Annotated in this window: 13 protein-coding genes; 8 read left to right on the plus strand and 5 right to left on the minus strand. The window is 71.5% G+C overall.

All coding sequences use genetic code 11. The features are described from left to right. Nucleotides 1-64 precede the first annotated feature (64 nt). From ACFVDP_RS08785 to ACFVDP_RS08795, 3 genes are all read right to left on the minus strand, one after another. Nucleotides 65-730 (minus strand): hypothetical protein, encoded by a 666-nt coding sequence (locus ACFVDP_RS08785; protein ID WP_383485490.1) that lies wholly within the window; start codon nucleotides 728-730, stop codon nucleotides 65-67. Between the two features lie 167 nt (nucleotides 731-897). Then, nucleotides 898-2,406 carry an MFS transporter gene (locus tag ACFVDP_RS08790; RefSeq protein ID WP_383485493.1) on the minus strand — a complete coding sequence of 503 codons (1,509 nt, stop codon included), beginning with the start codon at nucleotides 2,404-2,406 and terminating at the stop codon, nucleotides 898-900. Nucleotides 2,407-2,607: 201 nt separating this feature from the next. Next, entirely contained in the window at nucleotides 2,608-3,552 is a 945-nt protein-coding gene (locus ACFVDP_RS08795; protein ID WP_383485495.1) for an AraC family transcriptional regulator, read from the minus strand. A 73-nt stretch (nucleotides 3,553-3,625) separates the two neighbouring features. On the opposite strand from ACFVDP_RS08795, the gene ACFVDP_RS08800 reads away from it, so the two are divergent. From ACFVDP_RS08800 to ACFVDP_RS08820, 5 genes are all read left to right on the plus strand, one after another. Continuing rightward, complete coding sequence (locus tag ACFVDP_RS08800) at nucleotides 3,626-4,603, plus strand: SDR family NAD(P)-dependent oxidoreductase (RefSeq protein WP_383485498.1); 978 nt, start codon at nucleotides 3,626-3,628, stop codon at nucleotides 4,601-4,603. A gap of 106 nt (nucleotides 4,604-4,709) precedes the next feature. Next, nucleotides 4,710-5,882 (plus strand): cytochrome P450, encoded by a 1,173-nt coding sequence (locus ACFVDP_RS08805; protein ID WP_383485501.1) that lies wholly within the window; start codon nucleotides 4,710-4,712, stop codon nucleotides 5,880-5,882. Further along, nucleotides 5,879-6,076: a ferredoxin gene (locus tag ACFVDP_RS08810; protein ID WP_383485503.1), complete on the plus strand. Its 198-nt coding sequence runs from the start codon at nucleotides 5,879-5,881 to the stop codon at nucleotides 6,074-6,076. The genes ACFVDP_RS08805 and ACFVDP_RS08810 overlap by 4 nt, the downstream gene beginning before the upstream one ends. After that, nucleotides 6,073-7,209 (plus strand): NAD(P)/FAD-dependent oxidoreductase, encoded by a 1,137-nt coding sequence (locus tag ACFVDP_RS08815; RefSeq protein ID WP_383485506.1) that lies wholly within the window; start codon nucleotides 6,073-6,075, stop codon nucleotides 7,207-7,209. Before ACFVDP_RS08810 ends, ACFVDP_RS08815 begins: the two co-directional genes overlap by 4 nt. A 10-nt stretch (nucleotides 7,210-7,219) precedes the next feature. After that, nucleotides 7,220-8,152, plus strand: coding sequence for a LysR family transcriptional regulator (locus ACFVDP_RS08820; protein ID WP_383485509.1), 933 nt, complete (start codon nucleotides 7,220-7,222; stop codon nucleotides 8,150-8,152). Nucleotides 8,153-8,158: 6 nt separating this feature from the next. Here the strand turns inward: ACFVDP_RS08820 and ACFVDP_RS08825 are convergent, their stop codons facing one another. Further along, nucleotides 8,159-8,896, minus strand: coding sequence for an SDR family oxidoreductase (locus ACFVDP_RS08825; RefSeq protein WP_383485512.1), 738 nt, complete (start codon nucleotides 8,894-8,896; stop codon nucleotides 8,159-8,161). Between the two features lie 135 nt (nucleotides 8,897-9,031). On the opposite strand from ACFVDP_RS08825, the gene ACFVDP_RS08830 reads away from it, so the two are divergent. Further along, nucleotides 9,032-9,601: a TetR/AcrR family transcriptional regulator gene (locus ACFVDP_RS08830; RefSeq protein WP_383485515.1), complete on the plus strand. Its 570-nt coding sequence runs from the start codon at nucleotides 9,032-9,034 to the stop codon at nucleotides 9,599-9,601. 34 nt (nucleotides 9,602-9,635) lie between these two features. Here ACFVDP_RS08830 and ACFVDP_RS08835 read toward each other — a convergent pair whose 3' ends face one another. Then, a complete protein-coding gene (locus ACFVDP_RS08835; RefSeq protein ID WP_383485518.1) occupies nucleotides 9,636-10,772 on the minus strand; it encodes an oxygenase MpaB family protein in 1,137 nt (378 codons plus the stop codon). Between the two features lie 206 nt (nucleotides 10,773-10,978). On the opposite strand from ACFVDP_RS08835, the gene ACFVDP_RS08840 reads away from it, so the two are divergent. Both ACFVDP_RS08840 and ACFVDP_RS08845 read left to right on the plus strand, forming a co-directional pair. Continuing rightward, nucleotides 10,979-11,638 carry a TetR/AcrR family transcriptional regulator gene (locus ACFVDP_RS08840; RefSeq protein WP_383485520.1) on the plus strand — a complete coding sequence of 220 codons (660 nt, stop codon included), beginning with the start codon at nucleotides 10,979-10,981 and terminating at the stop codon, nucleotides 11,636-11,638. A 97-nt stretch (nucleotides 11,639-11,735) separates the two neighbouring features. Continuing rightward, nucleotides 11,736-12,650 (plus strand): hypothetical protein, encoded by a 915-nt coding sequence (locus tag ACFVDP_RS08845; protein WP_383485523.1) that lies wholly within the window; start codon nucleotides 11,736-11,738, stop codon nucleotides 12,648-12,650. Nucleotides 12,651-12,714 lie beyond the last annotated feature (64 nt).

Here is a 12,714-nt window from a genome sequence, read left to right on the forward strand (position 1 = left end):
CCCCCCCCCCTCCCCCCCCCCTCCCTCTCCCCCCCCCACCACACGGACGCACTGGCTGCGGAGGTCAGAGTGCCTTCGCCGGTACCCGGGGCAGCGCGGCCCGTGCGCCGCTGCGGTACGTGGAGATGCCGACGGCCAGCAGCCAGTAGCTGAACAGCGCCCCCATCAGCGCGGTGGTGCCCCAGCCGTTGGCCGCGTAGAAATGCGCGGGGGTGTTGCCGAAGAACAGGGACGGCACGAAGGCCAGATTGATGCCCGCCAGGGCGTACGCCGACCGGCCCGTCCATCGCGGGAGCAGTTGCGTGCGTGAGACGACGAAGCCGACCGCGGTCAGGAACAGTGCCAGCATCAGGCGGGAGATCGACCCGTAGAGGATGTAGGTGCCGCTGACCGCGATGGTCGGATCGATCGGGTGGTCGACGGCGATGACCGCGCCCGCTTCCAGACCGCTGGAGACCAGCGTGATCGTCGCGTAGACCAGTCCCGCGGCGAAGAGGATGGAGCCGGCCCACTCGTGCTCCGGGCTCACCCGCTTGACCAGGTCCCGCAGGGCGGTCATGAACACGAGCAGGCAGGCGAGTGCGACGATCCCGATCAGCAGCCTGCTCAGCACGTTCGCGTCCGGCGGCGGGCCCGAGTAGATGAAGTACAGGGGCACTTCGATGATGAAGGCGGCCGCGGCAGCGATGCCCGCGGCGCCGGTCAGGCGCCGCGCGATGGTTTCCGTCATGGGTGTCCCCCGGTGAGTGTGGTGGGTGCTTGCCGGCCCCGTTCGCCGACATCAAGCAGCCTGCCGTGTACGACGCCGGCCGTCGCTGGGCCTGGACACCGAAGCCGGGGTGGTCCCAGCACCACCCCTTGCTGACGGCTACGTGCACCGCAGGGGTGCGGGCCGGGTCAGCTCTGCCAGAAGTGGACCGGGTCCTCGACCGTTCCGTCCGGAGTGTCCTGCTGCCGCCGGCGCGTGCGCCGGTCCCGCAGCGCGTCGAAGGCGGCGAGTGCCAGGGAGGACAGCATCGCGGCGAGCGCGGCGATCAGGGCCACGAAGAGGGCGCTGCGGTAGTCGTCGCTCCGGCCCAGGACCAGGTAGAACAGGCCCGGCAGGGCCGCCGTTCCCACCGCCGCGCCGAGCCGCTGCCCCGTCTGCAGCGCGCCTCCCGCGGCGCCCGCCATGCGCACGGGCACATCGCGCAAGGTCATGGTGATGTTGGGCGAGACGACGAAGCCTCCGCCGACGCCGCCGACGAAGAGCGCCGGGGCCGCGATCCAGGGAGCACTGTCCACGGGCGCGTAGCGGAGCAGCAGTGCCGTGGTGCCCAGGCCGACGAGCACCGCCGTGAGGCCCCACACGGTGAGGCGGCGCCCGAACCTGTCCACCAGGCGTCCGGCGAGCACCGCCGCGCTTGCCGAGCCGACGGCGAACGGGGTGACGGCGAGGCCCGATCGCAGCGGGGAGAAGCCGAGGCCGTGCTGGTAGTAGAGCGCGAAGACCAGCCAGACGCCGCTGAAGCCGATGAAGTACAGCGTGCCCACACCGGCGCCGATCGCGTAGCCGCGCACGGTGGTGAACAGGCGCGGGTCGAGCAGCGGCTGGCCGTCCCGGGCGAGCAGACGGCGCTGCCACCACACGAAAGCGGCGAGAATCGCGGCGCCGACGGGGAACAGCCACCACAGCCGCCCGATTCCGCCGGAGTCGGCCTGGACCAGCGGATACATGACGGCGAGGACGCCCGCACCGAGGAGCAGGACACCGGGCACGTCCACGGAGCCCTTGCCGGTCCGTCGGACCCGGGGCAGCAGGTGGCGCCCGAGCAGGACGGCGACGACACCGATGGGGACGTTGACGTAGAAGATCCACCGCCAGCCCTGCGGGCCCGAGGCCAGGGCGAGGATGGCGCCACCGGTGATGGGGCCGACCGCGGAGGAGATGCCCACGATCGCGCCGAACAGGCCGAACGCGCGGCCGCGCTCGGCGCCGCGGAACATCTGCTGGATGAGCGCCGAGTTCTGCGGAGCCATGCAGCCGGCGGCGAGTCCCTGGGCGAGTCGGGCCACCACCAGCAGCGTGACGTCGGGCGCCGCACCGCACGCCGCGCTGCACAGCACGAACGCGCCCAGCGCCAGCAGAAAGATCCGCCGTCTGTCCAGCGCGTCCCCGAGGCGTCCCGCGGTGACCAGAGCGAGGGCGAAGGTGAGGGCGTATCCGGACACCACCCACTGCACCTGCGCAGCCGAGGCGTGCAGGTCGCGCTGGACGGTGGGCAGGGCCACGGCGACGATCGTGACGTCGAGCAGGCTCATGAAGCCCGCCACGAGCGTGACCCACAGCGCCTTCCAGCGCCGCGGGTCCGGTACGTAGGCGTCGGGCCCGGCGCCGGGGCCAGAACCCGCCGTGGACATGGCCATCACCCTACGCTCCGTGACGGAGCGGAAAGGGGGGTGGCACGGCGCGGTTCACGCGACGGCGCCTGTCGGCAGGCGCTCGATTCCACACTCCGCGCAGGCATCATGCTCCACAGTCGAACAAAGATCGCACAGCCGCGCACCCGCAGTCGCCGCCCCCGCAGTCCCCCCTCGGCGGAACACGGCTGGACCCGGTGGAGTGGTCTACACCGTGGCGTGCAGCCGTCGGCGGTAGTGCAGGGGTGACTCGCCGACCTCGCGTTTGAACGCCGTACTGAAGGCACTCTCCGAGCCGTAGCCGAGCTCGGCGGCGAGGGAGCCGACGCGGACGTCGGGGTCGCGCAGGGCACGCTGCGCGAGCAGCATGCGCCAGCGCGACAGATAGGCCAGCGGTGGTGTTCCGGCGGTCGCGCGGAACCGCTCGGCGAAGCTGGTGCGTGACATGCCGGCGGCGCGGGCCAGGTCCAGGAGTCCCCAGGGGCGACCGGGCTGATCGTGGATCAGTCGCAGCGCCGGGCGGAGCGGTTCGTCGGCGAGCAGGCGGAGCCAGCCGACGGGTGCCTCTTCCTGCTCCAGGTAGGCGCGCAGCATTTCGAGCAGGAGCAACTGTCCGTTCTGGCGGATGGCGAACCCCGAGCCCAGGCGCCCGCTCGTGGCCTCGTCGAAGAGCCGCTCGACGATGCCGCCCAGGCGGGAGGCCGCCGAGGTCGCCGCGCGCACGTGGACCAGACCGGGCAGCGCCGTGCTCAGCAGGGCGAGGCCCGCCGGGCCCACCTGGATCCAGCCGCCGACGAGTACGTCATCGGTGGTCCGGTCGGCGGCGGCCAGCGCCATGGCGTCGAAGTCGGCCTCGGGCATCAGCTCCACCGGCGCTCCGTCGCCGCGTCCGCCGCGCACGTCGAGGCGGGTGCGGTGGTTGAGGAGGACGACATCGCCGGGAGCGAGCTCGACGGGACCGTCCGGGCCGCCCGGTCCGTCCACGCCGACCCGGGCCGATCCGGCGACGAGCGCGATCAGCTTGAGCGGCCGGGAGACCGCGCCCGAGGACGCCCACGGTCCGCGCACCGCGAACCCGCCCGTCACCAGTCCCTGCACTTCGACCAGGTCGAGGACGTCGGACAGCACATCGGGGGCGGCCAGATCAGACATCCTCGTACTCTCGCGCAAAAAATATGGACGCGCAATCATTCAGCGTCCGCCGTGTGCGGCCGAGACTGGAGACATGACAGCACAGCAGATTCCCCTGGGCACACCGTTCACCGCCTCCTCGACAGCCGACGAAGTCCTCTCCGGTCTCGACCTGAGCGGGCGGGAGGTGATCGTCACCGGCGGGCACGGCCGGCTCGGCCGCGAAGTCACCCGCGCGCTCTGCGCCGCCGGTGCCACCGTGACCGTGGCGGCGCGTGACCCCGAGCGGGCGGCCGCGGCGGTGGACGGGATCAAGGGAGTGCGTGTCGAGCGCCTGGACCTCACCGACCCCGGCTCGATCGAGTCCTTCGCGCAGCGGTGGCTCGCCTCCGGCCGGCCCCTGCACGTCCTGGTCAACAATGCCGCCGTGCTGTTCTCGCCCGAGATCGTGCGCGACGCACGGGGTCATGAACTGCAGTTCTCGACCTCGCACCTCGGCCACTTCCAGCTCACCCGGGCGCTCCTGCCGGCGTTGCGGGCCGCGCACGGCGCGCGCGTGGTCACGGTGACGTCGGGCGCGGCGCGTTTCGGTGAGATGCGGTGGGACGACCTGGACTTCGCGACCGGGTACGACCCCGCCTCGGCGTACGGGCAGTCCAAGCGGGCCAACGTCCTGTTCACCGTCGAGCTGGACCGGCGGTACGCCGACGACGGCGTCCGGGCCTTCGCGACCCACCCCGGGGTGGTCATCGGGCCGGGCCCGTTCACCGCGGAGCAGATCGCGTCGTTCCGCGCACAGGGTCTGGTCGACGACGACGGGGCCACCGTCATCGACCCCGGGAACGGCAAGAAGACGATCGAGCAGGGAGCCGCGACCCTCGTCTTCGGTGCCGCCTCCCCGCTGCTCGACGGCGTCGGCGGGGTCTACCTCAAGGACAGTGACGTCGCCGAACTCGACGAAGAACAGCGCCCGTTGACCGCGGACAGCATCCCTTCGGACGCCAACTCGGCGATGCTCGACCCCGACGACGCACGCAGGCTGTGGGAGCTGAGCGAGCAGCTGCTCGCCTGACGGCCTGCCTCGTCTCCCCACCACCTCCCTACATGCACACCATGCATCTCAATGCATGCAGATCATTCATTTGCCTGATGAGGTGGCAGCGCCTTCACTGAAAGGCATGTCCACCCAACCCGCTTCCGACATCGACCTGTTCGCCGACGAGGTCGTCATCGACCCGTACCCCGCCTACGCCGAACTGCGGGAACTCGGGCCCGTCGTCCATCTCCCGAAGAACGACGTGTACGCGCTGACGCGGTACGACGTGATCCGCGCCGCGCTCGCCGACTGGGAGTCCTTCTCCTCGACCTCGATCGCTTTCAACGCGCGGGCCAACGAGGCTCTCATCGGCACCTCGCTCGCGTCGGACCCGCCGGTCCATACGCAGTTGCGTGCCACGCTCACCGAGAATCTTTCGCCCCGGGCGCTGCGTGGGCTCAAGGGCCGTATCGAGGACAAGGCGGACGCCTTGGTCGCCGGTCTCGTCGACCGTGGGTCCTTCGAGGCCGTCGACGCCCTCGCCCGGGTGTTTCCGCTGGAGGTGGTCGCGGACCTGATCGGATTCACGGGCCGTGTGCGCGACAACATGTTGCGCTGGGGGCAGGCCGCCATGCAGGTCATCGGGCCGATGAACCAGCGGACGGCCGACAGTTTTCCCATCGCGGGCGAGCTGTACGCGTGGTGCTCCCAGGTCCGTGCCGAGGACCTGGCCGAGGGGTCCGTGGGCCGCGGGATCTTCGCCGCCGAGGAGCGGGGAGCGGTGCCGGCGGGCACGGCCGGCCACATCATCCACCAGTACCTCGGTGCCGGTCTCGACACCACCGTGGCGGCCATCGGGAACATCGTCGCCCTCTTCGCCGCGCACCCCGACCAGCTCGCTCTCGTCCGTGACCAACCGGCTCTGGTGCCGGGGGCGTTCAACGAAGTGCTGCGGTTCTGGTCCCCCGTGAACGCGTGGGGGCGGCGCGCGGCCAAGGATGTGGAGATCGACGGGGTCACCATCCCGGCGGGTGCGCAGATCGCCGTCCTGCTCGGCGCAGGGAACCGCGATCCGCGGCATTACGACGACGCGGACGCCTTCCGCGTCGAGCGGAGTCCCGTCGACCATCTGTCGTTCGGTTACGGCCCGCACGGCTGCGCGGGACAGGGGCTCGCCCGTCTGGAGGCGCACGCCGTGATCGGCGCGCTCGCCCGGCGCGTCGAGCGCCTCGTCGTCGGCGCTCCGGTCCGCGTCCCCGCCAACATCACCCGGAGCATCGAGAAGCTCCCCGTCCTGGAGGTGACCCCCGTATGAAGATCGTCCTCGACCGCCCACGCTGCGAGGGCCACGGCCTGTGCGAGGAGGCCGCCCCGCAGCTGATGCATGTGGACGACGCGGGCGATCTCGTCCTCGACCGCCCGCACATCGATGACACCGACGAAGCCGACGCGGCTCTGGCGAACGCCGCCGTCCGCGTGTGCCCGGTCGCCGCGCTGAGGATCGCATGAGCGGGGACGTGCTGCGGCGCGTTGTCATCGTCGGCAACGGGATCGCCGGGCTCACCGCCGCCGACACACTCCGCGAGGCGGGCTTCGACGGGGAGCTGACCCTCGTCGGCGACGAACCGTACCCGGCGTACAGCCGGCCGGCCCTGTCCAAGGCGCTGCTGCTCGACGGTGACGACATGTCGTCACACATGCTGCGGCCCGCCGGCCACGGCGGACGTGAGCTGCTGGGCGTACGCGCCACAGGGCTCGACCTCGACCGGCGACGCGTCCTCCTCGGCGACGGCACGGATCTGCCGTACGACCGTGTCGTCCTGGCCACGGGCTCCCGTGCGCGCCGCCTGTCCGACTCCCCGGCGGAGTACACCGTGCGCGGACTCGACGACGCGCTGTCGCTGCGCCGACGCCTGACGTCCCGGCCGTCGGTCGTCGTGGTCGGCGGCGGCCCGCTCGGGATGGAGATCGCCTCCGGCTGTCTGGCCGCCGGGTGCCGGGTCATCCTCGTGTCCCAAGGGACGCCGCTCCTCGCACAGTTGGGCCCGCACCTGGCCCGGGTCCTCCTCGCAGCGGCACAGGAGCGGGGGCTCACCGTCGTGGAGACCACGGCGGCCCGGCTGTCGCCGGACGCCTCGCGGGTCGTCCTGGACGAAGGCGGCACACTCGGCGCGGAAGTGGTCGTCACCGCCGTCGGCGAGGTGCCGAACACCGAATGGCTCGCGGAGACGGGGCTCACCGCGGGTGGCGCCGTCCCGGTCGACAGCCGCGGGCTCGCCAGGCCCGAGGTCGCCGCCGTCGGGGATCTCGCGGCCTTTCCGACGCCGTCCGGCCGACGGCGCGTCCCTCTGTGGAGCAGCGCTGTCGAGCAGGCGAAGGTGGCGGCCAGGGCGCTCGTCCTGGGCGACGAGGCGCCGCCGCTGCGTTTCGAGCCGTACTTCTGGACCGAGCAGTTCGGGGTGACGCTCAAGGCGGTCGGGCAGCTCCCGGCGGACGGCGACCCCGTGTTCGTCGAGGGCGGCCCCGGGGGCGGTCCCGCACTGCTGCGCTGGTCGCACCCTGCCGGCTCGGGGGCGACCGTGGCGCTGAACCGCCGGATCCCGGTCCCCCGGCTGCGCCGGATGAATCGGGCCGCCGCATAGGGTGCGCGGCATGGACGACAAGGAGAGCGGCGCCACCGGTTCGGGACTCTCGGGACCGGACCGGCTGGCCTCGGTCAATCTCAATCTGCTGGTGCCTCTCCTGGCGCTCCTCGAGGAACGTTCGGTGACCAAGGCGGCGGAGCGGGTCGGGCTGTCCCAGCCGGCCATGAGCCACGCGCTGGCCCGGATGCGCCGGCTGTTCGGTGACGACCTCATCGTCCGCGGCCGCTCCGGCAGCACGCTCACGCCGCGCGCGCAGGAGTTGATCACCCCGCTGCGCGGCGTGCTCCACCAGACGGCTCGGCTTGTCGGCTCTCCCCGGTTCGACCCCGCCCAGGACCGCCGGACCATCACCGTCGCCATGACGACGAGCACGGCGTTCGTCGTCGGGCCTCCCTTGATGCGGCTCGTCGCGGAGCGCGCTCCCGGGGCCACCCTGCGGCTGCGTACCTTCACGGTGCCGACGGAGGAGACGTTCACCGACCACAGCGTCGATGTCGTGCTGATCTCCGAGGGACACTTCTCGCCGTTTCCGCGCGAGCGGCTGTACAACGACCGCTGCGTCGTCGTGGCGTCCCCCGACTCTCCCCCGGACGCCGACGCCCTCGGCCTGCTGACGGCGCAGCCGCACATCGTCGTCGACACCGACCGGCGGGTCTTCCCCTACGCGCTGCTGGACGAGCGGGAAATCCCGTACCGGATCGGTCAGTTGGTCTCCGACTACCTGCTGGTGCCGTTCCTCGTCGCCCGCGCGGGCGGCGTCGCTCTGCTGCGGCATCGGGTCGCCGTCACCATGGGCGCCCTCTCGGAGCTGCGGATCGAGGAGTTCCCCTTCCCGCTGCCGGGACTCGGCATCGACATGGTCTGGAATCCCCGGCTGACCGACGAGCACTTCACCGCATGGCTGCGGACGCTGCTCGTCGACGTCGCCGCGGGCCTGTGACGCGGGTCAGGCCTGGGCCGTGGGCCGGACGACGATCTCGTTGACGTCGACGTCGGCGGGCTGCTCGATCGCGAAGCGGATCGCTCGCGCGACCGCCTCCGGCGGGATGGCCATGGCGTCCATCGACTCGGTCAGACGCGCCCGCAGTTCCGCGTCGGGGACGGACGCGAGGAAGTCGGTGGCGACGAATCCGGGCGACACCATGGAGACGCGGACCGAGGGACCCGCCTCCTGCCGCAGGCCCTCCGTGAGGGTGCGTGCCGCGGCCTTGGACGCCGAGTAGACCGCCTGGCCGGGCACGGTCCTGTACGCGGCGGTGGACAGGGTGTGCACGAACTGGCCGTGACCCTGGGCCCGGAACAGCGGCAGGGCCGCGGCGATGCCGTGGAGGAGCCCCTTGACGTTGACGTCGATCATCGCGTCCCAGTCGTCGACCCGGAGATCGTCCAGCAGCGACACCGGACCGGTGCCGGCATTGCCGACGAGCACGTCCACCCGTCCGAAGGTCTCCTGGGCGAGGGCGACCAGCGCGGCGACGTCGTCACGTCGGCTCACGTCGACCGCCCGGACCGCCACCTCGGCGCCGCCGCCGCGCAGCTCCTCGGCGAGTTCCCGCAGACGCTCCTCCCTGCGCGCCCCGAGCACGAGGCGGGCTCCGCTCCCCGCCAGCATGCGGGCGGTGGCCGCGCCGATCCCGCTGCTGGCGCCCGTGATCACGATGACTTTGCTCTCGATGCCGTCCACGCCGATCCCTCGTTCTACAATCGCTTACGCGGACATGTGTCCGCCTAATCGACAACGTTAACGGACACCTGTCCGGATAAGCAAGGAAGCGGCTCGGCCCCTGGGTCCACGCCCCCGCCTTGGAGAGGTTCAGACATGGCAACACCGCGTCGTCGCGCGCCGCGTTCGGACGGGGAGGAGAACCGCGCCCGCATCATCGAGGCCGCCCGTCACGCCTTCACCGCCGATCCGGGGGCGTCTCTCCAGTCGATCTCCAAGGCGGTCGGCATCGGCCAGGGCACCATGTACCGGCACTTCGCCAACCGCGAAGAACTGCTCGTGACCGTCTACCGTGAGGACGTCGAGGCCCTCATCGACGCGGCTCCGCGCCTGCTCGACGAGCACGAGCCCGTCGAGGCACTGCGCCGGTGGCTCGGACAGCTGGCCACGTACGGCCGCATCAAGCACGGGGCGTCCCGGGCCGTCGAGGCCGCCACCCGCGCCGACCTGGGCAGCCACTACTACCCGCCGTTCATCGACGCGCTGGGCCGGCTCCTCACCGCCGGGCAGGAGACGGGCGGGCTGCGCCGGGACGCCGACGCCGACGAGGTCCTGCTGCTCGTGTCGTTCCTCTGGAAGGCCGACGGCGGCGCCGACTGGCAGAGCCGCGCCGAGCACGCCCTCGGCATCGTCCTCGACGGACTGCGCGCCCCTGCCCCACTCTGAGCCGGCCCGCCCGCGCAGATCGCCCTCGTCGCCGTCAGACGTCGAACGCCGCGACATGCGGGGGCTGTTCGTGGAAATGCCGCCGCAGATGCCGTTCGATGAAGCGATCCCCGCGGCGCTGGAGGTGTGCGCGCCCCGCCTCGGTGCGGCCGAGTATCCGATAGCGCAGGACGTTCGCGGCGATGAGCGGCGGTACGGCCCAGGGCAGGGCGGGCGGCAGCCCGAGGTCGCGCATGCCGCGACGGCCGAGGAAGTAGCGCAGCATGCTCAGCAATCGGGCCCGCGCGTAGGCGCGGCGCAGGCGGGCGAAGTGCCGGAAGTACAGGTGCCGTTGAGCCTCCACCAGCGCACCGGCCAGGGTCGGACCGGCCGTGCCGCCGTAGCTCTGGGTGAGCAGCAGGTGGTAGTTCAGGCGGTGTTGCTCGGACTCGCGGTCGCAGAGCCAGTCCTCGTCCACGCCCAGCAGATGGCCCACGTACCTCCACAGGTGCATGACCGCCAAAGATTCCGCGCGACTGACGGGTACGCCGAGCAGGCGGACCCCGAGCAGCTGGACGGCGTTGAACAGGCCCAGGGTGGCGGCGAGATCGGACTGGTTGACGGGCAGCCCCCACCGTTCGGCGTCCCATCGGCCGCTGTGCTCGAACCGCTGGTTGACGAGGGCGTGCATGAGGCGGACGTGCACCGTCAGCCGGAACCCCTCCCCCTCGCGGCGCAGGGCGCCCGGGGCGGTGACGGCGGTCGCCCAGGCCTGCGTCTCGGCGATCCTGCGCAGCGCGGAACCGCCGACGAGCCCGCCCGTCTCGACGAGCAACCTCGGTGGTCCGTCGAACCGGTAGGAGCCGATCAGCGCGAGCTGAAGCATCACGTCGGCGGTGTTGCGACCGAATCTGCGCGCCACCCGGCCGCCCTCCTCTACCAGGTCGAAATCCACCCAGTCCGGCACCGGGTCGACCGCGCCGAAGAAGTCCCGCAGGGCGCGGGGCGGGTCGGGCACCGAGTCGATGCCGTCGTGCAGCGCGCGCCGGAACTGCTTCATCGTCGCCTTGCCGGACTGCCCGGCGCCGGTGTCGCGCAGGGCGTTCGCCAGGGCGGCGCCGATCTCGTCGCGTGCGTTCAGCCGCTCGCCGATGGTGGCAAGGAGTCGCTCGTCGACGCGGCCACGGGCCACGCGCAGCAGGCGCAGGGGTCGGCCCAGGCGACGGTTGAGACGTTCCGTCTCACGGAAGCGCCGGGGATACGGGGACAGAGGGGACAGAGGGGACCGAGGTGTTCTCGTCCGATGTGGCTCGACCGAGGCATCTCGCGTTGAAGGCTCGTGTGCGACCATGAGTCGATGCTGACGGTCTCTCATATTCGCGTTCAACTCGTCTTCTGATGCCCAGGTCATCGCCCGGTCACGAGGACCGGCACGCACCGGGTACTCGCGTCGGCGCGCGCCGGATTCCGCGTCAGGAGCGGTCCCGGGCGACGGTGGAGCGCATCCTGGAGGCGGGCGCGCAGGTTCTGTCCGAGCACGGCTACGAGGGCGCGTCGACGAGCCGCATAGCGACGGAGGCCGGCCTCAGCCCCGGCTCGCTGTACCAGTACTTCCCGCACAAGGACGCGATCGTGCTGGCGGTGCTGGAGCGCTACAGCGACCAGCTGGTGGCGGGGATCACCGCCCGGATGACGGGCCAGTTCGAACAGCCCGCTCCGGTGATCGTCCGCGCCACACTCGCCGCCCTACTCGACGGCCTGGACGTGGAGCAGCCGTTCCTGCGGGCGGCCGTCGTCCACGGCCCTCAGCTGGACGACGGCCGGGCCCTGCGGATCTTCGAGGACCGCATCGGCGAACTGGTCCTCGCCTATCTCACCACCCGCCGCGAAGAACTGCGCCCGGACCTCTCCCTGCCCGCGGCGGCCTGGATGCTGGTCCGCACCGTGGAGCACCTGACGGTCCGCTATCTCCTCGACCGCCCACCCATCCACCGGGACCGCTTCCTCCTGGAACTGACCCAGCTGACGCTCAACTATCTGCGGCCGACGGCGGTTTGATCCCGCTGGGCCACCGAACCCGGTGCCGCTGTGACGCGTGGGTCGTGAGCGTCCGGCAGGATGTCCTGATACATCCGTACGCGAGGGGACGTCAGCAGTGAGCAACAACCATCCGGGCCCGTACGCCGGACCGCCCCCGCAGCAGGGGCCCTACGGCGTGCAGCAGCCGGGTCCGTACGGGCCGCCCGGGGTACCGGCTCCGTACGGGCCGCCCGGACAGCCAGGTCCGCACCCTCCGCACCCTCCGCAGCAAGGAGGCTGGGGATGGCCGCCGCAGCCGGGTGGCTACCCGCCGCACCGTGGCGGTGCGGGGAAGAGGCTGGGGATCGTCGCCGGGGTGGCGGTGGCGCTGGCGGCGATCGGCGGCACTCTGTTCTGGTTCTACGGCTCGAAGGGCGTCAAGGACGACGGCCCGCACAGGCTGACCGCGCCGTCGACGACGTCGTTCGCCAAGTACTTCCGCTACGGCGACGAGTCCGATGCCGATGTCCCCCTCGGGAGCGAGGACAGGGCGAAGCTGGTGGAGTTCGGCATCGAGGATCCCCAGCCGGTCGCCGCGAGCTACTCCGAGGAGTACCTCAACAACCTCGACACCTCCGACCCGGACGAGGTCCAGGACAAGCTGCGGAGCGTGAAGAACCACCCGCGGTTCACGGTCTCGGGGGCGTACGGCTCGATCGCCGACCCCGAGTCGACGTTGATCAGTTACTTCGCCCGTACGTCGGACGATCTCGCCGTCGCATCGCAGAAGGGCACGACCCACGTCGTCACGCAGTTGGGCGTGGCCGAGAAGACGGAGTCGGACTCGCTCGACGGCGCGGTGATGATGTGCGCGGACTTCGAGGTGAACAACTTCGAGACGAGCGAGGACATGAAGACGACGGTGTGCGGTTGGGCCGACTACTCGACGATCGCGCTGGTCACTCCGTACAACGGGATTTTCGGTCTGTCGACCGAGGAGGCGGCCGACCTCACGGGGAAGGTCCGTGGCGAGATGCGCGTCGCGAACTGAGGCCGTCCCTCCAGGCCCCGCCGTCCCCGGCGGGCCTCGCCCCGAAGGGACGGCCGGCGTTCGG

The organism is Streptomyces sp. NPDC057694 (assembly GCF_042799415.1).
GTDB lineage: Bacteria > Actinomycetota > Actinomycetes > Streptomycetales > Streptomycetaceae > Streptomyces.

Coding starts and splice junctions, on each gene's coding strand:
- ACFVDP_RS08810 (WP_383485503.1), top strand. CDS start 5,879: ATGAAGATCGTCCTCGACCGCCCACGCTGCGAGGGCCACGGCCTGTGC.
- ACFVDP_RS08815 (WP_383485506.1), top strand. CDS start 6,073: ATGAGCGGGGACGTGCTGCGGCGCGTTGTCATCGTCGGCAACGGGATC.
- ACFVDP_RS08790 (WP_383485493.1), bottom strand. CDS start 2,406: ATGGCCATGTCCACGGCGGGTTCTGGCCCCGGCGCCGGGCCCGACGCC.
- ACFVDP_RS08830 (WP_383485515.1), top strand. CDS start 9,032: ATGGCAACACCGCGTCGTCGCGCGCCGCGTTCGGACGGGGAGGAGAAC.
- ACFVDP_RS08840 (WP_383485520.1), top strand. CDS start 10,979: ATGCCCAGGTCATCGCCCGGTCACGAGGACCGGCACGCACCGGGTACT.
- ACFVDP_RS08820 (WP_383485509.1), top strand. CDS start 7,220: ATGGACGACAAGGAGAGCGGCGCCACCGGTTCGGGACTCTCGGGACCG.
- ACFVDP_RS08785 (WP_383485490.1), bottom strand. CDS start 730: ATGACGGAAACCATCGCGCGGCGCCTGACCGGCGCCGCGGGCATCGCT.
- ACFVDP_RS08795 (WP_383485495.1), bottom strand. CDS start 3,552: ATGTCTGATCTGGCCGCCCCCGATGTGCTGTCCGACGTCCTCGACCTG.
- ACFVDP_RS08800 (WP_383485498.1), top strand. CDS start 3,626: ATGACAGCACAGCAGATTCCCCTGGGCACACCGTTCACCGCCTCCTCG.
- ACFVDP_RS08805 (WP_383485501.1), top strand. CDS start 4,710: ATGTCCACCCAACCCGCTTCCGACATCGACCTGTTCGCCGACGAGGTC.